Annotated in this window: 16 protein-coding genes and 1 pseudogene; 7 read left to right on the plus strand and 10 right to left on the minus strand. The window is 73.5% G+C overall.

What is annotated here, in order from left to right; translation table 11 throughout:
• Window positions 1-128: 128 nt before the first annotated feature.
• Window positions 129-2408, minus strand: a complete 2280-nt coding sequence (locus ACFY3N_RS24435) for a catalase (RefSeq protein ID WP_390818843.1) — start codon at window positions 2406-2408, stop codon at window positions 129-131.
• Between the two features lie 578 nt (window positions 2409-2986).
• The gene (locus tag ACFY3N_RS24440; protein WP_390818844.1) at window positions 2987-3214 is read right to left on the minus strand and encodes a hypothetical protein; all 228 of its coding nucleotides are present in this window, start codon (window positions 3212-3214) and stop codon (window positions 2987-2989) included.
• Window positions 3215-3389: 175 nt separating this feature from the next.
• Here ACFY3N_RS24440 and ACFY3N_RS24445 point away from each other — a divergent pair, with 175 nt between their 5' ends.
• A complete protein-coding gene (locus ACFY3N_RS24445; RefSeq protein WP_390818845.1) occupies window positions 3390-3863 on the plus strand; it encodes a carboxymuconolactone decarboxylase family protein in 474 nt (157 codons plus the stop codon).
• Window positions 3864-3910: 47 nt separating this feature from the next.
• On the opposite strand, the gene msrA is transcribed toward ACFY3N_RS24445, so the two are convergent.
• A complete protein-coding gene (gene msrA, locus ACFY3N_RS24450) occupies window positions 3911-4423 on the minus strand; it encodes a peptide-methionine (S)-S-oxide reductase MsrA (protein WP_390818846.1) in 513 nt (170 codons plus the stop codon).
• A 137-nt stretch (window positions 4424-4560) separates the two neighbouring features.
• Here msrA and ACFY3N_RS24455 point away from each other — a divergent pair.
• Window positions 4561-4881 (plus strand): annotated as a pseudogene (locus tag ACFY3N_RS24455) (ATP-binding protein); the annotation flags it as partial.
• Between the two features lie 19 nt (window positions 4882-4900).
• Here ACFY3N_RS24455 and ACFY3N_RS24460 read toward each other — a convergent pair.
• From ACFY3N_RS24460 to ACFY3N_RS24490, 7 genes are all read right to left on the minus strand, one after another.
• Window positions 4901-5344 carry an ATP-binding protein gene (locus ACFY3N_RS24460; RefSeq protein ID WP_390818847.1) on the minus strand — a complete coding sequence of 148 codons (444 nt, stop codon included), beginning with the start codon at window positions 5342-5344 and terminating at the stop codon, window positions 4901-4903.
• Window positions 5345-5434: 90 nt separating this feature from the next.
• Window positions 5435-7564, minus strand: a complete 2130-nt coding sequence (locus tag ACFY3N_RS24465; protein WP_390818848.1) for a prolyl oligopeptidase family serine peptidase — start codon at window positions 7562-7564, stop codon at window positions 5435-5437.
• A complete protein-coding gene (locus ACFY3N_RS24470) occupies window positions 7537-9321 on the minus strand; it encodes an N-acetylglutaminylglutamine amidotransferase (RefSeq protein WP_390818849.1) in 1785 nt (594 codons plus the stop codon). Before ACFY3N_RS24470 ends, ACFY3N_RS24465 begins: the two co-directional genes overlap by 28 nt.
• 145 nt (window positions 9322-9466) lie before the next feature.
• Window positions 9467-10663 (minus strand): glutamate--cysteine ligase, encoded by a 1197-nt coding sequence (locus tag ACFY3N_RS24475; RefSeq protein WP_390818850.1) that lies wholly within the window; start codon window positions 10661-10663, stop codon window positions 9467-9469.
• A 333-nt stretch (window positions 10664-10996) separates the two neighbouring features.
• On the minus strand, window positions 10997-12274 hold the full coding sequence (locus tag ACFY3N_RS24480) for a PP2C family protein-serine/threonine phosphatase (protein WP_390818851.1): 1278 nt from the start codon (window positions 12272-12274) through the stop codon (window positions 10997-10999).
• Window positions 12271-13077, minus strand: coding sequence for an alpha/beta fold hydrolase (locus ACFY3N_RS24485; RefSeq protein ID WP_390818852.1), 807 nt, complete (start codon window positions 13075-13077; stop codon window positions 12271-12273). The genes ACFY3N_RS24480 and ACFY3N_RS24485 overlap by 4 nt, the downstream gene beginning before the upstream one ends.
• Before the next feature lie 43 nt (window positions 13078-13120).
• The gene (locus ACFY3N_RS24490; RefSeq protein ID WP_390818853.1) at window positions 13121-14026 is read right to left on the minus strand and encodes an NAD(P)-dependent oxidoreductase; all 906 of its coding nucleotides are present in this window, start codon (window positions 14024-14026) and stop codon (window positions 13121-13123) included.
• 127 nt (window positions 14027-14153) lie between these two features.
• Here ACFY3N_RS24490 and ACFY3N_RS24495 point away from each other — a divergent pair, with 127 nt between their 5' ends.
• The 5 genes from ACFY3N_RS24495 to ACFY3N_RS24515 all read left to right on the plus strand — a co-directional run bounded on the left by ACFY3N_RS24495 (window position 14154) and on the right by ACFY3N_RS24515 (window position 21255).
• Window positions 14154-14750, plus strand: a complete 597-nt coding sequence (locus ACFY3N_RS24495) for a TetR/AcrR family transcriptional regulator (RefSeq protein ID WP_390818854.1) — start codon at window positions 14154-14156, stop codon at window positions 14748-14750.
• 69 nt (window positions 14751-14819) lie between these two features.
• Window positions 14820-16718, plus strand: a complete 1899-nt coding sequence (gene htpG / locus ACFY3N_RS24500; protein WP_390818855.1) for a molecular chaperone HtpG — start codon at window positions 14820-14822, stop codon at window positions 16716-16718.
• 309 nt (window positions 16719-17027) lie between these two features.
• The gene (locus ACFY3N_RS24505) at window positions 17028-18335 is read left to right on the plus strand and encodes a cation:proton antiporter (protein WP_390818856.1); all 1308 of its coding nucleotides are present in this window, start codon (window positions 17028-17030) and stop codon (window positions 18333-18335) included.
• Window positions 18336-18578: 243 nt separating this feature from the next.
• Window positions 18579-19754, plus strand: coding sequence for a S1 family peptidase (locus ACFY3N_RS24510; RefSeq protein WP_390818857.1), 1176 nt, complete (start codon window positions 18579-18581; stop codon window positions 19752-19754).
• A 178-nt stretch (window positions 19755-19932) separates the two neighbouring features.
• Window positions 19933-21255 carry a lipase family protein gene (locus tag ACFY3N_RS24515; RefSeq protein ID WP_390818858.1) on the plus strand — a complete coding sequence of 441 codons (1323 nt, stop codon included), beginning with the start codon at window positions 19933-19935 and terminating at the stop codon, window positions 21253-21255.
• Window positions 21256-21465 lie beyond the last annotated feature (210 nt).

Consider the following 21465-nt stretch of genomic DNA (forward strand, 5'->3'; position numbering starts at 1 on the left):
GCCGCACGGGCGCCGGCAGCACGTCGTCCGGTGCGACCGCGGGGTATCCGCCCGCGTCCTCCCCCTCCCTCGTGCGGGACCCCGTACGAGGGAGGGGGGACATGCTCCCCGGCTGCCGGTGCCGGGTATCAGGCCTGGGCCGTGAAGCGTTCCCAGACGCGGTGCGAGGCCAGCAGCTCGCGGACCCGGCCGAGGACGGCGGAGCCGGAGTCGGCGACCACGATGCCGGGGGCGTCGGTGGGGACGCCGGCCGCTTCGAGGGCCGCCTCGCCGCCCGCCCACGCGCCGATCGCCTTGCCGTGCCGGAACGCCTCGGTCAGCAGCAGCCCGATCCGCGGGTCGGCCGCCGTCCGCCGTGCGGCGGAGGGCGCGCCCTTGCCGTCGCGCGCGCCGGGCATGTCGTCGCCCATGGCCGGCACCCCGGCCAGCAGTACGGCGTCGAACTCGACGGAACGCGCGGTGACGTAGGTGCGCTGGACCGTCAGGGCCGAGCCCTCCGGGCCGAGCGTGCCGCCGGTCGGCGCCACGACCAGGGGGACCATGCCCGCTTCGAGCACCGCGTCGCGCACCGCGCGGACGCCGTCGAGGTCGCCGTCCGGGCCGGCCACGATGCCGATGACGCGCCCGTCCACCGGCCAGGTCCGCCCGATCTGCGAGAGGGCCGGGCTCGGTTCGACGTCGGCGAGCGGCACGGTGGGCTTCGGCGCGGGCAGGCCGAGCCCTTCGGCGACACCGGCGCACAGCTCGGGGTCGATGTTGGCCAGGACCTGGAGGGTCCGTTCCTTGACGGCCTGTTCGTAGCACTTGCCCAGCTCGAAGGTGTAGGCGCCGATGATGTGCTCGCGCTCCACCGGGCTCATGCTCAGCCAGAACCGGCGGGGCTGGCTGAAGTGGTCCGCGAACGACTCCGGCGCCTCGCGCACCTTCGACGCCTCCGGGATGCGCACCGGCGCCTCGACGAACGCGCTCATGTCCGCGCCCGCGGTGAACGGGCAGCCGCCGTCGAGGGAGTTGGGCCGGTAGGGGGCCACACCCCGGTGCACGGCCGTCTGGTGCATGCCGTCGCGCAGCATGTCGTTGACCGGCGCGTGCGGCCGGTTGATCGGCAGCTGCGGGAAGTTGGGGCCGCCCAGACGCGTGATCTGCGTGTCCAGGTACGAGAACAGCCGTCCCGCGAGCAGCGGGTCGTCGGTGACGTCGATGCCGGGCACGAGGTGACCGACGTGGAAGGCGACCTGCTCCGTCTCGGCGAAGAAGTTGGACGGGTTCCGGTTGAGGGTCATCAGCCCGATCGGCTGCACCGGGGCGAGTTCCTCGGGCACGATGTTCGTCGGGTCCAGCAGGTCGATGCCCTCGAAGGTCTGCTCCGGGGTGTCGGGGAAGGTCTGGATGCCCAGCTCCCACTGCGGGTAGGCGCCCGCCTCGATGGCGTCGGCGAGGTCCCGCCGGTGGAAGTCCGGGTCGACGCCGTTGATCGTCTGCGCCTCGTCCCACACCAGGGAGTGCACCCCCAGCTTGGGCTTCCAGTGGAACTTCACCAGCGTCGTGCCGCCCTCGGCGTCGACCAGCCGGAAGGTGTGGACGCCGAAGCCCTCCATCATCCGGTAGGAGCGCGGGATGCCGCGGTCGCCCATGAAGAAGAGGGTGTGGTGGGTCGCCTCGGTGTGCAGGGAGACGAAGTCCCAGAAGGTGTCGTGCGCGCTCTGCGCCTGCGGGATCTCCCTGTCGGGGTGCGGCTTCGCGGCGTGGACGACGTCGGGGAACTTGATGGCGTCCTGGATGAAGAAGACCGGGATGTTGTTGCCGACCAGGTCGAAGACGCCCTCGCTGGTGTAGAACTTCGTGGCGAAACCGCGGGTGTCGCGCACGGTGTCGGCGGATCCGCGCGAGCCGACCACGGTGGAGAACCGTACGAACACCGGCGTCTCGACGTCCGGGGCGAGGAACCCCGCCTTGGTCACGGACGACGCCGTGCCGTAGCTCTGGAAGACCCCGTGCGCGCCCGCGCCGCGGGCGTGGACCACGCGCTCCGGGATGCGCTCGTGGTCGAAGTGCATGATCTTCTCGCGCAGGTGGTGGTCCTGGAGCAGTACGGGGCCGCGCGGACCCGCCTTGAGCGAGTGGTCGGTGTCGTACAGCCGGGTGCCCTGCGCGTTGGTCAGATAGCTCCCGGACTGCGCCACCCTGGCCTGGTCCGCGCCGGTGGGCTGGCCGGTGGGCGACACGGTGGCCGGGCCGCTCTGGTCCGGCTTCGGCGGCAGCGGCTCGCGGGGCTCGGTCGGCTCGGCCAGGGACGGCGGCTGGGGGCCCGGCCGTCCGGGGATGCCGTCGGCCGGGGCCGATCCGTCGTCCTGCAGCTTTTCGGTGATCTTCTTCGCTGCCCGCTTGACGGGGTTGGCCTCGCTCATGAAGTGATACTCCTCCGCTTCAGGACCGGCCACGGACGGGTGGCCGTGCGTTCGGTTGCCGACTGCGGGCGACCCGGGAAAGGCGAAACGCTCGAAAAGGGCATCGGGTGCCGCCAACGTCTCACGGCGGGCACGCCCCCGCAGCGGGCACCCGCCGATGGGGTGACATCCCCGCCCCGGAGCACCGCGCCCCGTGCCTTGGCACACCCGCACTTCCCTCCCCGCTCCGCCCTCCGGATCCGGCCGCCCCGCCCGCGTACCCCCGGCCCGGCGGTCAAGGCATGCGGATTCGGCCCGGCCCGCGCGCATGTCCGTCGTACCGGCGGAAGGCCGGCGCACGGGACGCACGAAGCGATCGGGCCGTCCGGGACGCGGAGTCCCGGGTGCGGCGTCCGCGACCCGAGCCGTCCCGGACCGGGAGGCCGCCCGCGGCGGGGGCGAACGGACACGGGGCGTGGGCGCTCGGCGGCCACCGCGACGGCGCGTCCGACGGCACGGGCCCGCCCGCCCCGGGGACGGACACCGTCCCGTCCGAGGTCACGCGGTCCCCCCGAGCGCGACGGCGCCCCGCGCCGGGTTCAGAACAGCTGTCCCTGCCTGTCGTCGGGGGCGGTCCGGCGCGGGGTACGGCGCGGTCCGGGGCCCCGGGCCGGGGCCTCCTCCCCGAACAGCGGCGCCGTGCCGTACTCGTCCGGCTCGGCCGGCACCACGACGGGGCCGGTTCCCACGTTGAGGCACAGCGGGGCGTCGAGGTCGAAGTCCCCGGGCGTCATGTCCGTCCAGTCGCGTTCCCGACGCTCACTCACCGACGCTCCGCTCCCCGTCCATCCGGCCAGGCTATCGGTCGTCCGGTGCCCCGGGAGCGGCACGCTGCGCGACGCCGCCCGACAGAGAGACGTAGGTCACACTCCCGTCCGGTCACACCGGGCGGAGCCCGTCCGTCAGTGCGGTGTCATCACGAGAACGGACCAGGAGGACATCATGGAAGCGCGTCTCGACTTCTTCGCCCACCCCCTAGCGGCCAAGGTGCTCAAGCACATCAACTCGGCGGGCGGGGCGGTGACGGACTCCGGACTGCCGCACGCCACCCAGGAGCTGGTGAAGATCCGCGCCAGCCAGATCAACGGCTGCGGCTTCTGCACCGACATGCACACCAAGGACGCCGCCGCGGCCGGGGAGACGCCGGTCCGGCTCCACCTGGTCGCCGCCTGGCGGGAGGCCACGGTCTTCACGGAGGCGGAGCGCGCCGCCCTGGAGCTCACCGAGCAGGGCACCCGGCTCGCCGACGCGGCCGGTGGCGTCGGCGACGAGGCCTGGGCGAACGCCGCCGAGCACTACGACGAGGACCAGCTCGTGGCCCTCGTCTCGCTGATCGCCGTCATCAACGCCTACAACCGCATCAACGTCATCAACCGGCAGCCCGCCGGCGACTACCGGCCCGGCCAGTTCGGCTGACCGGCCCCGCCCGCCCCGGCCCCCTGCGGGCCGGGGCGGGCGTCCGGTCAGGCCTGCGCGCGCTTCGGCAGGCGCCAGCCGGGCCGCGGGAAGTGGCAGGTGTAGCCGTCCGGGTAACGCTGGAGGTAGTCCTGGTGCTCCGGCTCGGCCTCCCAGAACGGACCGGCCGGCACGACCTCGGTCACCACGGGGCCCGGCCACAGCCCCGAGGCGTTCACATCGGCGATCGTCTCCTCGGCGACGCGCTTCTGCTCGTCGTCGAGGTAGAAGATGGCGGAGCGGTAGCTCGTGCCGATGTCGTTGCCCTGCCGGTTCTTCGTGCTCGGGTCGTGGATCTGGAAGAAGTACTCCAGGACCGTGCGGTAGTCGGTGACGGCGGGGTCGTAGGTGATCTCGATCGACTCGGCGTGGGTGCCGTGGTCGCGGTACGTCGCGTTCGGCACGTCGCCGCCGCTGTAGCCCACCCGGGTGGTCAGCACACCCGGGAACGTGCGGATCAGCTCCTGCATGCCCCAGAAGCAGCCGCCCGCGAGCAGCGCCCTCTCCTCGTTCGTCGTCATCTTCGTCTCGCCCTTCTCCCACGTGTCCTGCGTCGTCCACCGGTGAGAACCGCACCGGCGACCCCATTGTTCCGGCCGTGCCGCCGCCTTCGGACAGCGGGCCCGGCAGCGGCGCGGCGACGCGTCCGCCTCCGGTGGTCACCCGGACGCTGGCCGGCTGGGGTCTGGAGGAGGAGTCCTTCGTCACGGAGCTGATCGTCAGCGAGCCGGTCACCAACGCCGTCCGCCACGCCTCGCCGCCCGTCCGGGTGCGGCTCATCCGCGACCGCGCCCTCATCTGCGAGGTGTCCGACGGCAGCAGCACCTCCCCGCACCTGCGCCGGGCGACCGCCACGGACGAGGGCGGACGCGGACTGTTCCTGGTCGCCCGGTTCGCCGAACGCCGGGGCACGCGGTACACGGCGAACGGCAAGGTCATCCGGACCGAACAGCCCCTGCCGGCCCGGGACGGCGGGTGAGCCGCGCGGCCCGGCGGGCTCAGGCGAGGAGCGAGATGCGGGCCGTGATGCTCTTGCCGGTCGGCTCCTGCCGTACGTCCAGGGCCAGGGCGACGGCCATCACGATCTCCAGTCCGTGCTGGCCCACCCGGCCGGGGTCCGCGTCCCGGGCCACCGGCGGCGCGGGGTTGCCGTCCCGGACGATCACCTCGACGATGTCGCCGGCGACCCGCAGGTCGAGGCCGACCTGGCCCGGCGCGTACTTGCGGGCGTTGGTGACCAGTTCGCTGACCACGAGCTGGGTGACCTCCACCGCGCGGGTCGACACCGGCAGGCCGTCCTCCGCCCGCGCCCGGGTCAGGAACGCGGCGGCGAGATGACGCGCCTGGGCTATCCAGGTGCCGTCCTCGTCCAGGGTGTACGAAGCCCGCAGCCGGGATGCCCCCGGCACCGTGTCCCCCTCGTCGACTGGAACTGGTTCCATCCGGTCCGCCCTCACTCACCGATCACACCGCGCGACTACCCTCATCGCTCCCCCGCACGCCACTGAAGTGTGACAGGTGGCTCGGACGTCTCAGTCCGCCAGGTGCCGTTCCAGCCAGTCGGCGGCCCTCCGACGGAACAGGCGGCGGTTGTCGAGGCGGCGGAAGTCGTGGCCCTCGTGGCGCAGCAGCAGGCATTCCGCTTCCAGCCCGCGCTCCCTGGCGGCCCGGACGAACTGCTCCGACTCACCCGGAGGCACGTTGGTGTCGTGCTCGCCGTGCACGGCGAGCACCGGGGCCCGCAGGGCATCGACGCGGCTCATCGGCGACAGCGCGCGCAGGAGTTCCCGGTCGTGTTCCGGATGTCCGTACTTGTGGGCGGCGGACTGGGCGATCCAGGGTTCGGTCCCGGCGAAGAAGGTGGTGAGGTCCGACATGCCGCAGACCGCCACACCCGTGCGGAACAGGTCCGGGTGCCACACCAGGGACGCCATCACCAGGTAGCCGCCGTACGACCGGCCCATCACGGCCATCCGCCGGGGGTCCGCGAGGCCCTGCACCATCACGTGCGCCGCGCAGTCCGCGACGTCGTTGATCGCGTCGAAGCGCCCGGCGCCCAGGTCCGCGTCGACGAAGGAGCGGCCGTGGCCGGACGAGCCGCGGACGTCGGGCGCGAACACGTCCAGTCCCCTGCCGAGCAGTTCGAGGTAGAGCGGTTCGAGCACCGGGCGTTCCTGTTCCTCCGGTCCGCCGTGCAGGTGCAGGACGCACGGCGCCGGTTCGCCGGGCGAGCGGCCCGGGGCGCGGTAGTACCAGCCGCCCAGGACGAGGCCGTCGCGGGCCACGGGACTCATGGGCATCGGCCGCACGGGCGTGCGGCCTTCGGGGAACGCGTCCTCCTCGCGCGAGGACCATGGGGTGCGCAGGGGCTGTCCGTGCGGCAGCCACCACACTCCGGGGTGGCGCCGGGACCCGGACAGCGCGACGACGGGGGCGTCGGGGTCGGCGGTGGGCGCGATGCGGGTGACCACCTCGTGGGGCAGGGCGACGGTCCGCGCGGCACCGGCCGAGGCGGGCCGTGACGGCGGGGCGCCGTCCGGTCCGCCGTCCGCCGGCACGGCCGCGGTCAGCTCGGTCACCTCCAGTTCGCTCACTCCGCGCACGTTCCAGGCCAGCACCGCGCGCCGCCCGTCCCGGCCCAGGGCGAGCAGCTCCAGGTCGCAGTCGGGGCGCTCGGCGGCCACCGTCGTACCGAGCAGACGCCCCCGCGGATCGAGGTGCGCGGCGACGAGGGCGGCGCGCTCCCGGCCGCCGTCGCTGCGCAGCCACAGCGTGCCGGCGTCGGGCGAGAAGCCGCCGACCCACGGGTCGCCGTCGGCGACCGGCAGCGCGCAGGTCACCGCGCCGTCGCCGGTGCGGACGACGAGGGCCTCCCGGCGTCCTCGAGGACCCCGGTACACCAGGGCGAGCCCGCCGTCCCGGCTGAGGTCGCACACGCGCTGGTTGGCCGCACCGCGTTCGCTCACCAGCAGCACGGGCGCGGCCACGCCCTCGGGGTCGACGAGATACGCGGACAGGCTCCTCGGTTCCAGCTCCTCGGCCGACGGCGACCGCCCGGCCCGGACGGCCTCTTCGGGCGCGCGCCGTACGTCGCCGGGGTCCAGCAGTACGGCCCGGCCGTCGCGGCCGGCCCGGCGGGCGGCGCCCGCCGGGCCGGGGTGCGCGGGCGCCCGCCCGGGCGGGGCGGATTCGGTGACGGTCACCGCGACCGCCGAACCGTCGTGCTGCCAGCAGCCGAGGCGCGCGGAGGTGCCCGGTTCGCCACCGGCCAGCAGGTGCCGCCCGCTGCCGTCGGGGCGTACGCACAGGACGCGGGTGAGTTCGCCGCCGTCCGGAGCCGCGGTGTAGGCGATCCAGCGTCCGTCCGGGGACCAGGACACCTCCGTGACCGGATGGGGGTCGGCGTCGAGCAGGCGCACCTCCTCGCCGTCCACCGGGCCGGTCCACAGCTGCGGCACCCCGGCGCGGTCGCAGATGAAGGCGACGTACCGCCCGCCGGGGTCCACCGAGGGGTACCAGCAGCCGTGGACGGCCGGGGGCGGCACGTCGTACGGCGTCGAGGTGTCGGCGAGCGGCACCGCCTCCGGTGCGGGGAGGGCGCGTGGTGCGGCCGGGGTGCCCGCCCCCATGGCGGTCAGCGGATCCCGTGCGTCTGCAGCCATGTCTCCAGCAGCGCCAGCTGCCACAGTGTGTTCGCCCCTCGCCTGGTCCGGTGCGCGTTGGGTGCGGCGAGCAGCTCGGCGACGTACTCCTCGCGGAAGACGCCGCGGGCCCTGGCCTCGGGGGCGGTGAGGGTCTCGCGGACCCGCTGGAGGACGGGCCCGGCCATGTGCTTGATCGCCGGGACGGGGAAGTAGCCCTTGGGCCGGTCGACGACCTGGCGCGGCAGGACCCTGCGGCCGACGGCCTTCAGGACGCCCTTGCCGCCGTCCGCGAGCTTCAGCTCGGGCGGGCAGGCGGCGGCCAGTTCGACCAGTTCGTGGTCGAGGAACGGCACCCTGGCCTCCAGGCCCCAGTCCATCGTCATGTTGTCGACGCGCTTGACCGGGTCGTCGACCATCATCACGAGCGTGTCGAGACGGAGATCGGCGTCGAGCGCCGTCTCGGCGCCCTCGGCCGCCATGTGCGCGCGCACGAACTCGGCGGAGACGTCGTGGTCGGGCAGCAGGTCGGGGTGGACGACGGCCGCGAGCTCGGCGTGCGAGCGGTCGAAGTAGGTGTCGATGTAGGCCTCGGCGGCGCGCGGGCGCGGCACGTCCGCCATCCGCGCGTACCAGTCGTAACCGGCGAACACCTCGTCGGCGCCCTGGCCGCTCTGCACGACCTTGACCTCCTTGGCCACCTGCTCGGACAGCAGGTGGAAGGCCACCACGTCATGGCTCATCATGGGCTCGCTCATGGCGCGGACCGCCCCGTCCAGGGCGCCGGCGACCCGGTCGGAGGGAACCATCAGCTGGTGGTGGCGGGTGTCGAAGTGCCGGGCCACGAGGTCGGAGTAGTGGAACTCGTCGCCCTCCTCGTCGCCCTCGGACTCGAAGCCGACGCTGAAGGTCGCGAGGTCCTCCTGGCCCTCGCCGGCCAGCAGGGCCACGATCAGGCTGGAGTCCAGGCCGCCCGAGAGCAGCACTCCGACCGGCACGTCGGCGACCATGCGGCGGCGTACGGCGGTGCGCAGGGCGTCCAGTACGGCGTCGGTCCAGTCGTCGGCGCCGAGGCCGGCGTACTCGGGGCGGCGGGTGTGGACGGGATGCCAGTAGCGGTGATCGTGGTGGGTGCCGTCGGGCTCGACGACCCGCACCGTGGCCGGGGGCAGCTTGCGCACGCCCTTGAGTACGGTGTGGGGCGCGGCTACGGTGGCGTGCCAGCTGAGGTACTGGTGCAGTGCGACGGGATCCAGCGAGGTGTCCACGCCGCCGGCCGCGAGCAGCGCGGGCAGGGAGGAGGCGAACCGCAGGCGTTCTCCCGTGCCGGAGAGGTAGAGGGGCTTGATGCCCAGCCGGTCGCGGGCCAGGACGACGCGCCCGGTGTCCTGCTCGACGATCACGAAGGCGAACATGCCGTGGAAGCGCTCGACGCAGCCGGTGCCCCACTGCCGGTAGGCCTTGAGCACCACCTCGGTGTCGGACTGCGAGTGGAAGCGGTGGCCGAGCGCGTGCAGTTCGTCCCGCAGCTCGCGGTAGTTGTACACGCAGCCGTTGAAGACGCCGGTGAGACGGGCGCGCGGGTCGGTCATGGGCTGGGCGCCGCTGTCCGACAGGTCGATGATCTTCAGCCGGCGGTGCCCGAGGGCCACGGGCCCCTGGGACCACAGGCCGCGTCCGTCGGGGCCGCGCGGTGCGAGCCGGTCGGTCATGCGTTCCAGCGCCGCGATGTCCGGCTGCCCGCCGTCGAATCGGATCTCCCCGCAGAGCCCGCACATCAGTGGGTCCTCCTTTCCCTCGGGTGCCGGTCCTGGGGCGGGCGCGAAGGGGCCTGCGTGCTGCTGGGCATGGCGGTGTGACACTCTCCTCGGTCAGGGGGTACGGATGTGCACGGGGCGGCCGGGGGCCGGCGGTCCGTCCGGGTCAGCCGGGCGTGCCCGGTGTCGTCGCCGAGCGGACGCGGGCCGGGGTCCGGCCGGCGCCGCGCGGGGTGTCCGGACGCCGGTGGCGGCGGCCGGAGGCGCTGGGCGCGAGACGGTCGCCGCGGGTCTCGGCGACCAGCATGTCGATGCCGGCGAGCAGGTCCTCGTCCTGGGCCGCCCGCCGCATCCGGTGTGCCGCGCTGCCCGTCGCGAGGGCCTCTTCGAGCAGGGTGCGCACGGTGGCGAAGTCGCCGGAGGCCTCCAGTGCCGGGCGCAGCCGGTGCAGCATCCCGCGCAGCACCATGGGGGCCGGGGTTCCGCGGCGGGTCTCCGGATGGACGAGCGGGCCCTCCAGTCCCGAGCGCGCGGCGCGCCAGGTGGCGGCGCGCAGCCACTCGTGGTGCCCGTCGCACCCGCGGTCCGGCTCGCGCTCCAGACGGTCGCAGGCGTCGCGCACCAGCGCGCGGAACAGCCCGGCGACCAGCACCACGGTCTCGGCACGCGGGCAGGCGTCGCAGACGCGCAGTTCCAGCGTGCGCTGGTGCGCCGACGGCCGTACGTCGTGGTAGAGCATCCCGGTGTCGCTGATGACGCCCGAACCGATCAGCTCCGCCATGGCGGCGTCGTAGTCGGCGGCGCTCTCGTAGCACCCCACCGGGCCCGCGGTCGGCCACCGCTGCCACACCATGGTGCGCCAGCTGGCGTATCCGGTGTCGGAGCCGAGCCAGAACGGTGAACTGGCCGACAGGGCCAGCAGGGGCGGCAGCCAGGGCGAGACCAGGCACATGGCGCGTACCGCGGTGTCCCGGTCCGGTACGTCGACGTGCACCTGGGCGCTGCAGATGAGCTGTTCGTCGGCGACCCGGCGGTAGTCGTCGGCCATGCGCCGGTACCGGGGGTCCGCGGTGACGTCGTGGGGGGTGACGCGGGCCAGCGGAACGGTGCCCGCGGCCACGGCGGCCAGCCCCAGGGAGGAGGCCGCCGCGTCCAGCCGGCGCCGGCTGTCGGACAGGTCCGCGAAGAGACCGTCCAGCGTGTCGTGGACCCGGCTGTTGCTCTCCACGGCCGACCGCTGCAGCTCACTGCCGAACCCGGATCTGCCGAGCCGGCCGAGCAGTGCGTCGGCACGTGGCGCGAGCCGGCCGCTCTCCACGTCCAGGACGTGGAACTCTTCCTCTGCTCCGATGCGTACCGTCACCGCTGATCCCCTTGCTCTGGTTCCGTGCCGTCACCGCTCGGCCCCTGAGGTCACCGGCGGTGAATTCGGCGCGTTCCGGGTGCCCCGGATGCGGCGGGCGCAATCGGATCACGTTCCGGCACCGGGACGGCACGGCTGCGGACGGCGGTCGGCGCGGTGCCGCCGCTCGGGTCGCGAAACGCCGGCCCGCCCGGGTCCGCCGCCGGGAGCCGGCCGGCAGAGCCGCTTCCCGCGCGGCGTGACGCGGTCGCCGCGCGCCGGTACGGCCGGGGCCGCCGGTGGCTTCGAGGAGAGGGCCGGCGGGGGCGGGCGACCCGGTGGTCGCCGGATGCTTCACCCCGGGGTTCCGTGTCCGCTGCCGGTACGGGCGGGGAGGCCGAGGGCGAGCAGGGCGGTGTCGTCGTCCACTCCTTCGCCGAAACCCTTCAGCAGGTCCGTCAGGGCGTCGACCACGCGGCGGGGGCCCGAGGGGGCGAGTCCGGCCGCGAAGGACTCCAGGGCCTCGTGACCGTACAGCTCCCGGCCGGGGCCGGTGCGGGCCTCGGTGAGGCCGTCGGTGTACAGCAGCAGCGTGTCGCCCGGGTGCAGGGTGGTGGCGACCGGGACGAACCGTGCCCCGGGAAGGGCTCCGACGAGCATGCCGCCCCGGGTGTGCAGGCATTCCACCCGGCCGTCCGCGCGCAGGACCAGCGCGGGAGGATGGCCGCCGGAGGCGAGGCGGACCTCCATCGTGTCCCCCACACGTTCCAGGACGCCGAATACGGCGGTGCAGTACCGCGGATCGTCACCGGTGTACCGCTCCCGCAGGACCGTGTCGAGCACCCGCAGGTTGGCGACGGGGTCGGCGTCGTGGAGCGCGGTGGCGCGCAGGGTGTAGCGGATCAGCGAGGTCAGCGCGGCGGCCTGCGGCCCCTTGCCGCACACGTCGCCGAGGAAGAACGCCGACCGGGTGCCGTCGAGTGCGAACAGGTCGTAGAAGTCGCCGCCCAGCTCCATCGGGGAGGCCGTGTGGTAGTGGCAGGCGGCCTCCACGCCGGGGATGTCGGGCAGGGCCGCGGGCAGCAGGCTCCGCTGGAGCACGGCCAGCGTCTCGCGCAGCGCCTCGCGGCCGGCCTCGGCCTGCCGGCGGGCCTCGTCGGCCGCGCGGCGGGCGCGCAGCAGTTCCTTCTCGTAGGCGCGCCGGTCCGCGGCGTCGAAGACGGTGGTCCGGATCAGCAGCGGCTCGCCGTCGTCGCTCTTCTTGACGGTCGAGGTGATCAGCACCGGCAGCCGGGGGCCGGTGGTGGTCCTCATCTCCAGGGCGATGCCGCCGAGGTGTCCCTGCATGCGCAGCAGGGGGGCGAAGTGCGTCTCGTGATAGAGCCTGCCGCCGACGGTGAGCAGGTCGCTGAAGCGCATCCGGCCCACCACCTCTTCGCGGGACAGACCGAGCCAGCCCAGCAGGGTCGCGTTGATCTTGGCGATGGTGCCGTCCATCAGGGTGGACAGGTAGCCGCACGGCGCCGACTCGTACAGCTCCTCGGCGGAGTCCTCCAGCAGCGCGCTGAACGCCGCGCGGGTGCCGGGCACGTCCGCGCCCGGTTCCTCCGGACCGTCCGCCCCCGGGCTCATCGGCCGAGGGCCGACACGAACGCACGGATCGCCGCGGTGGTGGCCTCCGGGGCGCTCAGCTGGGGGCAGTGGCCGGTGGCGTCCAGAGTGACCAGCTCGCTGCCGGGTATCGCGGCGTGGACGTACGCGCCGACCTCCGGAGGCGCGATGACGTCCTGCTCGCACTGCAGGATCAGCGTGGGCACGGTCACGCCCGCGAGGTCCTTGCGGCTGTCGGACAGGAACGTCGTGCGCGCGAAGGCCCGGGCGATGTCCGGGTCGGTGGCGCAGAAGCTGTTGGTGAGCTCCTCGCCCAGCTCGGGCCGGTCCGGGTTGCCCATGATCACGGGAGCCATGGCCGCCGACCAGCCCAGGTAGTTGGACTCCAGCGACTCCAGGAGCTCGTCGATGTCCTCCGCGCCGAAGCCGCCGCGGTAGCCGTCCTCGTCGATGTAGCGCGGCGACGGACACACCATGACCAGGGAGCCGATCCGGTCCGGGGCCGCGGCCCGGGCCAGCACGCCGGCCATCGCGCTCACGGAGTGGCCGACCACGACCGCGTCCCGGAGACCGAGTTCCTCGCAGACCTCCACCACGTCACGGGCGTAACCGTCGAGGGAGGAGTAGCGCTCCTCCCGCCAGGCCGACAGGTCGGAGCGGCCCGCGCCCACGTAGTCGAAGAGCACCACGCGGAAGTCCCGGGCCAGTGCGGGCCAGGCCAGCCGCCACATGTTCTGGTCGCAGCCGAACCCGTGCGCCAGGACCACCGTGCGACCGGAGGTGCGCCCGGTCACCCGGATGTTGTTCCTGCGCTGGATGCCCATCCGCCCATGCTCGCACGCCGGGCGGAAAAGCCACGGGCGAGCCTCAGGGGCGGTCGTCCGCAGGAGCGTCCGGGGGCGCGGCGCCGGTCCTCGCCTCCAGGGCGCGCAGTACGGCCACCATGTCCTCACCCCCGTGGCCGCCGGCCACTGTCTCGTCGAAGAGGGCGTGGCAGACGTCGAGGAGCGGGGAGGCCAGACCCGCCCTGCGGGCGGCCTGTGCGATCAGGCGGTTGTTCTTCAGTACGTCCGCGGCGGCCGCCTGGACCGCGAAGTCACGGGCGAGCAGCTTGGGCGCCTTCATGCGGGAGATGGCGCTGGCCATCGGGCCCGCGTCCAGGACGTCGAGGAAACGGCGGCGGTCGAGCCCGTGCCGGTCGGCGAAGTGGAACGCCTCGGCCAGCCCGGTGACCTGGGTGATCAGGAACAGGTTCACCGAGAGCTTCATCAGCAGCGCGGCCGGCACCGCACCGCAGTCGAACGTCTCGTGGCACATCGGGGCGAGCAGGGGCCGTACGGCCGCCGCGGCGGGGGCGTCGCCCGCCAGCATCGCGACCAGCCGCCCCTGTTCCGCCGGGACCCGGGAGCCGGAGACCGGGGCCTCGACGTAGGCACCGCCCGCCGCACGGACGTCCTCCTCCAGGGCGGCCGAGTACTCCGGCGAGGTCGTGCCCATGTGGACGACGGTGTGCCCGGCGACGCGGGCGGCGAAGTCCGGGGTGCCGCGTCCCAGCACCGTGTCGACGGCCGTCCCGTCGGCCAGCATGAGGAACACGGTGCCGGCCCGCTCGAACACCTCGCCGGCGCTCCCGGCCACCTCGGCACCGGCCTCGCGCAGGGGGGCGCACCGGCCGGGGGTGCGGTTCCAGACGACGAGGGGCGTTTCGGCGCGGGCGAGGTTGAGGGCCATGGGCCGGCCCATGACTCCGAGTCCGATGAAACCCACGCGCACGACGCACCGCCGTTCCCGGGCCGCGCCGGGGCGGCGCCGCTGTCCATGACGGCTGTCATAATATCCGTCGCCATGACGGCGGTCATGGGGTGGGCGCGGGAGAACCGCGACGTGGCGGGAGGTCGCGATGACGGTGTCCGGACGGGGACCGCGGGAGCGGATGGTCTTCAGCGCGGCCCAGCTCATCCGGCGCGACGGGGTCGCCTCGACGGGGATGCGCGAGGTGGCCGCCCACGCGCGGGCGCCGCGCGGATCGCTCCAGCACTACTTCCCGGGCGGCAAGGAGCAGCTCGTCAACGAGGCGGTGGGGTGGGCGGGCCGGTACGCGGCCGGGCGCGTCGCCCGGTTCCTCGCCGCGCTGCCCGAGCCGACGCCCGGCGGGCTGTTCGCGCAGATGGTCCGCCAGTGGACCGACGAGTACGCGGACACCGGCTTCGGGGGCGGCTGTCCGGTCGCCGCCGCCACGGTGGACCGCGCCGGGTCCACCGCGTCGACCCGCGAGGCCGTGTCGGCCGCCTTCGCCGAGTGGGCCGGTGCCCTGGCCCTGGCCCTGTCGGACATGGGCGTCCCCGCCGAACGCGCCCGTCCCCTCGCCACCCTGATGATCAGCTCCCTGGAGGGGGCGATCCTCATGGCCCGCGCCGAGCAGGACGTCCGCCCCCTGACGACGGTGGCCCGCGAACTCGGGCCCCTCCTGGACTCGGCGGCGAACACGACCGGCTGACGCCGTCATTTACTACAGTGATCACGCCAGTATCCGGTGATCCGTGGATCAGTGAGGTAATCGCGCATCATGTCGACCGAAACGTTTGAGTTCCAGGTAGAGGCCCGTCAGCTGCTCCAGCTGATGATCCACTCGGTCTACTCGAACAAGGACGTCTTCCTCCGGGAACTCGTCTCCAACGCCTCCGACGCGCTCGACAAGCTGCGTCTGGCCAAGCTGCGGGACGACTCGCTCGACGCCGACGTCTCCGACCTGCACATCGAGCTCGAGATCGACAAGGACGCCCGCACCCTCACCGTGCGGGACAACGGCGTCGGCATGTCGTACGACGAGGTCGGGCAGCTCATCGGCACGATCGCCAACTCGGGCACCGCCCAGTTCCTGCGCGAGCTGCGGGAGGCGCAGGACGGGGCCGGGGCGGAGGGACTGATCGGCCAGTTCGGCGTCGGCTTCTACTCGGGGTTCATGGTCGCGGACGAGGTCACCCTGCTCACCCGGCGCGCGGGCGAGGGGCAGGGCACCCGGTGGACGTCGCGCGGCGAGGGCACGTACACCCTGGAGCGGGTCGACGACGCGCCGCAGGGCACCTCGGTCACGCTGCACCTCAAGCCGGCCGACCCCGATAACCAGCTGCACGACTACACCTCGGTGTGGAAGATCAAGGAGATCGTCAAGCGCTACTCGGACTTCATCACCTGGCCGGTCAGGCTCGTCGGGGAGACGGGCGGGGACGGCGGGGCGGCCGGTCCGGAGACGCTGAACTCGATGAAGGCGCTGTGGGCGCGCTCGCGCGAGGAGGTGTCCGAGGAGGAGTACCACGAGCTGTACAAGCACATCGGCCACGACTGGCGCGAGCCGCTGGAGACCATCCAGCTGCGGGCCGAGGGCACCTTCGAGTACCAGGCCCTGCTGTTCGTGCCGTCGCACGCCCCGCACGACCTGTTCACCCAGAACTTCAGGCACGGGCTGCAGCTGTACGTCAAGCGCGTCTTCATCATGGACGACTGCGAGGCGCTGCTGCCGCCGTACCTGCGCTTCGTCAAGGGTGTGGTCGACGCGCAGGACCTCTCGCTGAACGTGTCCCGCGAGATCCTCCAGCAGGACCGGCACATCCGGATGATGCAGCGTCGCCTCACCAAGAAGGTGCTGGCGTCGGTCAGGAGCATGATGACCGACGACGCCGAGCGGTACGCCACGTTCTGGCGGGAGTTCGGCGCCGTGCTGAAGGAGGGGCTGGTCACCGACCCCGACAACCGCGACGCCCTCCTCGCGGTGACCTCGTTCGCGACCACGCACGGGGACGGCGGCACGACCACGCTGAAGCAGTACGTGGAGCGGATGCCGGACGGGCAGGACACCATCTGGTTCGTCACCGGCGAGTCCCGGGAGAACATCGACGGCTCCCCGCACATGGAGGCGTTCCGGGAGCGCGGCATCGAGGTGCTGCTGCTCACCGACCCGGTCGACGAGATGTGGGTCGACGCCGTGGGCGAGTACGAGGGCAAGCGGCTGCGGTCGATCGCCAAGGGCGAGGTCGACCTCGGCGCGCGGGAGGACGACGGGAGCGAGGGCGATCGGGAGCAGCAGGCCGAGCAGTACGCGGGTCTGCTCGGCTGGATGCGGGAACGGCTGGACGAGGACGTCAAGGAAGTGCGGCTGTCCACGCGGCTGACGGTGTCCCCGGCCTGTCTCGTCGCCGACGCGAGCGATCTCACGCCGGCGCTGGAGAACATGTACCGGGCGATGGGCCAGGAGGTGCCGCGCACGAAGCGCATCCTGGAACTCAACCCGGACCACGCGCTGGTGAAGGGCCTGAACGAGGCGTACGGGGAGCGCGAGGACCGTTCGGACCTCACCGACACGGCCGAACTCCTGTATGCGCTGGCCGTGCTGGCGGAGGGCGGCCGGCCGAAGGACCCGGCGCGCTTCGTGCGGCTGATGGCGGACCGGCTGGAGCGCACCCTGTGACGCGCACGTGATCACAGGCGTGCCGGTTCGGCCGTCCCCGGCCTCCGGGCGGCCGCCCGGAGGCGCCGGCCGCGGCGGGTCGGCCCCCACGGTCCGAGGACCGGGATCACCGCCATGAGGACGCGGGCGGTCGGGGAGACGGCCGGCCCCTCCGCGGCCGAGTGCGCCGGGCCGCGCCGGCCGGCCGGGCGGCCGCGCACGGGGCGGCGGGCCGCGCCCGTCCGCCCTTGCGGACGGCCTCCCGCCGCCGGGGCGATTTTTCGGCCGGAGCAGCGGCGTGCCCCCGGCCGCTCCGGGCACCTGTGACCGGTGACCTCCCCTGACTACCTCTTCACCCTGCTCGGGGCCGGCGCCCTCGGCGCGGCCGTGCTGCCCCGGCTGGTGGCCGGCAGACCGCTGTCGTTGCCGCTGGTGTTCCTGCTCTGCGGTGTCGCCCTCCAGGCGCTGCCCCTGCCCATGCCCGACATCGACCCGGTGGCGGGCCGGACGTGGGTGGAGCACATCACCGAGATCTGCGTGATCATCTCCCTCATGGGCGCCGGTCTCGCCCTGAACCGGCCGTTCGGCCGCCGGCTCTGGCAGGGCACCTGGCGGCAGCTGGGCGTCACCATGCCGTTGACCATCGCGGCCGTGGGCCTCCTGGCGTGGGGCCTGCTCGACTGGCCGCCGGTCGCCGCGCTGCTGCTGGCGGCCGTGCTGGCGCCGACCGATCCGGTGCTCGCCTCGGAGGTGCGGGTGGGCGCGCCCACCGACTCCGAGCACGACGAGGACGAGGTGCGTTTCACCCTGACCAGCGAGGCCGGGCTGAACGACGGTCTCGCCTTCCCCTTCGTCCTGGCGGCCGTCGCGCTCGCCGCCGCGGGCGGACACCCCACCGGCGACGGGATCGCCCGCTGGGCGCTGGTCGACGTGCTGTACAAGTGCGTGGTGGGCGTGGCCGCGGGACTCGCCGTCGGCGCGCTGCTCGGGTGGCTGTTCTTCCGGGCGGGCCGGCAGGCGATGCGGCTGTCCGAGCACCGGGAGGGGTTCGTCGCCGTCGGCGCCACGTTCCTCGCCTACGGGGTGACGGAGCTGCTGCACGGCTACGGCTTCCTGGCCGTGTTCGTCACCGCCTGCCGGATCCGCGGGGCGGAGCGCGCCCACGGCTACCACATGGTGCTGCACGATTTCGTGGAGCAGGTGGAACGGCTGCTGACCGCCGCGCTGCTGTTCCTGCTCGGTGTGTTCGTCGCGCAGGGCGGGCTGGCGTCGCTGACCTGGCAGGGGGCGCTCGTGGGTCTGCTGCTGCTGTTGGCGGTCCGGCCGCTGACCGGGTGGGCCGCCCAGTTCGGTACGTCCGCCGGCCCCCGGGAGCGTGCGGTGATCGCCCTCTTCGGGATCCGCGGCATCGGTTCGCTGTTCTACCTGGCCCACGCGCTCGGCTCCGGCGGTTTCGGCGTCCCGGCCGAGCGGCTGTGGGCGGTGGTGACCTTCACCGTGCTGGCGTCCGTCGTACTGCACGGGGTGAGCGCCACCCCCGTCATCTCGCGCCTCGACCGGCTGCGGCTCCACCGGGCCCGGGCGGGCGGGGCGGGACCGGAGCCGGACGAGGACCGGGTGGCGGGCGAACGGCTCTGACCGCTCCCCTCCTTTCCTTCCAGGAGGGTTTCCCGGCTCGGGCGGCCTCCCGGAGCGGCGCTCCGGGAGGCCGTGCGACCCCGGATCCGGACGTGACGCCCACGGCGCACGGGAATTGGGCCCCGCATTGGCATAGACCTGACACCAGTCGGCTCGCTAAGCTCTGCTCGACTCAGGCTGAGAGCGCTCTCACACTGCGGTTGTTCCATCCCCACCTTGCTGGAACGACGAAGGACGCCTTCCATGAGACGCACCAGACTCACGCACGCCGGCGTGGCCGCCCTGCTCATGATCGGGAGCTGGACCGCGGCCGGCACCCTGCCGGCCTCGGCGCAGGACGCCCCCGACTCCCCCGCCGCCCGCGCCGCCGACTCCGCCCCCGCCTCCGCCGGTCTGCTGGAGGCGATGCAGCGGGACTTCGGACTGACCCGTGCCGGGGCGGAGGACCGGCTGACCGCCGAACGCGAGGCCGCCGACCTCGCGCCCAAGGCCCGCAAGGCCGCCGGATCCGCCTACGGCGGCGCCTGGTTCGACGCGAAGAGCGAGAAGCTGACCGTGGCCGTCACCCCGGACGCCGACGCCTCGACCGTACGGTCCCTGCGCGCGTCCGGCGCGGCCGTCCGCACCGTCGAGCACAGCGCACGGCAGCTCGACGCGGCCAAGTCGCGCATCGACCGCCTCGACGCGCCCCCGGGCGTCAGCAGCTGGGCCGTCGACCCGGCGGCCAACACGGTCGTCGTGAACGTGGTCGCCGGCAAGCGTGCTGACAACGATGTCCGCTCCTTCGTGGACGAGGCCCGCGAGACCGGCCCGGTCACCGTGCGGACCGTGGCGGCCCCGGCGGAGACCTTCGCCGCCGGGACGGTGGGCGGCGATCCGTACTACACCGGCAACGTCCGCTGTTCCATAGGCTTCTCGGTGCACGGCGGCTTCGTCACCGCCGGGCACTGCGGCGGCGTCGGCGGCCAGGTCAGGGGCTGGGACGGCTCGTACATCGGCACCTTCCAGGGCTCCTCGTTCCCGGGCAACGACTACGCCTGGGTGAACGTGGGCAGCGGCTGGTGGACGGTGCCGGTGGTGCTCGGCTGGGGCACGGTGCCGGACCGGCTGGTGCGCGGCTCGGCGGAGGCGTCGGTCGGCGCCTCGATCTGCCGCTCGGGCTCCACGACCCACTGGCACTGCGGCAGCGTGCTGGCCAAGAACGAGACGGTCAACTACAGCCAGGGCGCGGTGTACCAGATGACGAAGACGAGCGTCTGCGCCGAACCGGGCGACTCGGGCGGCTCCTTCATCAGCGGCGACCAGGCGCAGGGCGTCACCTCCGGCGGCTGGGGCAACTGCTCCGGCGGGGGCGAGACCTGGTTCCAGCCGGTCAACGAGATCCTCAGCCGCTACGGGCTGACCCTGCACACGGCCTGACCGGCCACGCGCGGCAGCGGGCCCCGCCGGTCGCCCGGCGGGGCCCGCTGCCGCGCGCTCCGGCGGACCGCATCCCGCGCAAGAGTTACCGCGCCGTAACTTACTCACGGGTTACCGACGGTAAGTGAGCGCTGCTAGTTTCCGGTTCACCTTCCCGGAGCAGAGCGAGGAGTGAGCCGTGAGCCGTATCAGCAGCGTGCTGACCACCGTGGTCGCCACGACCGCCTGTGTCTGCGTGTCCGCGCCGCCCGCCGCCGCGAGCGGTCCCGTGGTGTCGCGGGGCGTCACCGTCCCCGCCTTCTACACCCCGCCCGCCGAACTGCCCGCGGGCGACGGCGTGCTGGTCCGCCACGAGCCGCTGCGCCTCGGGCTGAGCCTGCCCGGTCTGGACGGCCGCCCCCTGCCCGGCACGGCGACCCGGCTGATGTACACCTCCACCGACTCGGGCGGGCAACGGGTCGCCGTCACCGGCGCCTACATCGAGCCGTCCGCCGGCTGGAAGGGCGACGGGCCCCGCCCCCTGGTGGTCGTCGGCTCGGGAACCATGGGGCAGGGCGACCGGTGCGCGCCCTCGCTCGCCCTGCAGAACCCGCTGACCCTGACCGGGGGGACGCTGTCCGTCGGATACGACAACCTGGCCGTCTACCGGCTCCTCGCCACCGGCGCCGCCGTCGTGGTGACCGACTACGTCGGGCTCGGGACGACCGACCGTCTGCACACCTACGTCAACCGGCTCGACCAGGGGCACGCCATGCTGGACGCGGCCCGCGCGGCCCGCTCCGTGCCGGGCGCGTCGGTCACCGCCGACTCGCGCGTGGGCATGTACGGCTACAGCCAGGGGGGCGGGGCCAGCGCGTCCGCCGCCGAACTGCACTCCACCTACGCGCCCGAGGTGAAGCTCGTCGGCACCTACGCCGGAGCGCCGCCCGCCGACCTGACGGCGGTCATGAAGGGAATCGACGGCAGCGCCCTGGCGGCCGCCCTGGGCTGGTCGATCAACGGTTTCGCCCAGGCGGAGCCCGCGCTGAAGGAGGTCGTCGACCAGCACATCAACGCCACCGGCCGGGCCGCCCTCGACGACATCGGCACTAGCTGCGTGGGGGACGCGATCCTCAGCCACGGCTTCACCAGGAGCACCGGGTGGACGAAGGACGGCAGCTCGCTCGCCGACGTCATCGCCGACGAGCCGGACGCCCGGGCCGTCCTCGACGAGCAGCGCATCGGCAGGCTCGAGCCCACCGGTCCGGTCCGCCTGACCAGCGGCGTCCAGGACGACATCGTGCCGCACGCGCAGTCCCGGCAACTGGCCCTGGACTGGTGCGGCAAGGGAGCCGACGTCACCTACAAGCCGGTCGTGCTGCCCGACCTCGGCGACAAGCTCCTCACCAACCACCTCGCACCGCTCCTCACCGACCAGGGTGACGCCGTGCGGTGGCTGACCGACCGGCTCGAGGGCGAGGCGGCTCGCTCCAACTGCCGGAGCGTGCCGCTCCAGCCCTGAACCGCCGGCAACATGACGAGCCCCGCACCGGAATTCCGGTGCGGGGCTCGTACTGGAGCGCCGGGCAGGCCTTGCACCTGCATCTCCCCGCAGGAAGCGGGGCGTCTTTCCTTGGACCACCAACGCACGGGCGAGCTCCGGAGGTTTCCGTCGCCTCGACCTGGGACAACCATAGCGGTGATCGCCCCAGGAGTCACATCGGTTCACATC

This window comes from Streptomyces sp. NPDC000348 (assembly GCF_042898795.1).
Taxonomy (GTDB): domain Bacteria; phylum Actinomycetota; class Actinomycetes; order Streptomycetales; family Streptomycetaceae; genus Streptomyces.

Bases quoted from the DNA above. Each gene is read 5' to 3' on its own strand.
- ACFY3N_RS24470 (WP_390818849.1), bottom strand. From the start codon at position 9,321: ATGTGCGGGCTCTGCGGGGAGATCCGATTCGACGGCGGGCAGCCGGAC.
- htpG (WP_390818855.1), top strand. From the start codon at position 14,820: ATGTCGACCGAAACGTTTGAGTTCCAGGTAGAGGCCCGTCAGCTGCTC.
- ACFY3N_RS24465 (WP_390818848.1), bottom strand. From the start codon at position 7,564: ATGGCTGCAGACGCACGGGATCCGCTGACCGCCATGGGGGCGGGCACC.
- msrA (WP_390818846.1), bottom strand. From the start codon at position 4,423: ATGACGACGAACGAGGAGAGGGCGCTGCTCGCGGGCGGCTGCTTCTGG.
- ACFY3N_RS24495 (WP_390818854.1), top strand. From the start codon at position 14,154: ATGACGGTGTCCGGACGGGGACCGCGGGAGCGGATGGTCTTCAGCGCG.
- ACFY3N_RS24480 (WP_390818851.1), bottom strand. From the start codon at position 12,274: ATGAGCCCGGGGGCGGACGGTCCGGAGGAACCGGGCGCGGACGTGCCC.
- ACFY3N_RS24445 (WP_390818845.1), top strand. From the start codon at position 3,390: ATGGAAGCGCGTCTCGACTTCTTCGCCCACCCCCTAGCGGCCAAGGTG.
- ACFY3N_RS24485 (WP_390818852.1), bottom strand. From the start codon at position 13,077: ATGGGCATCCAGCGCAGGAACAACATCCGGGTGACCGGGCGCACCTCC.
- ACFY3N_RS24460 (WP_390818847.1), bottom strand. From the start codon at position 5,344: ATGGAACCAGTTCCAGTCGACGAGGGGGACACGGTGCCGGGGGCATCC.
- ACFY3N_RS24510 (WP_390818857.1), top strand. From the start codon at position 18,579: ATGAGACGCACCAGACTCACGCACGCCGGCGTGGCCGCCCTGCTCATG.
- ACFY3N_RS24435 (WP_390818843.1), bottom strand. From the start codon at position 2,408: ATGAGCGAGGCCAACCCCGTCAAGCGGGCAGCGAAGAAGATCACCGAA.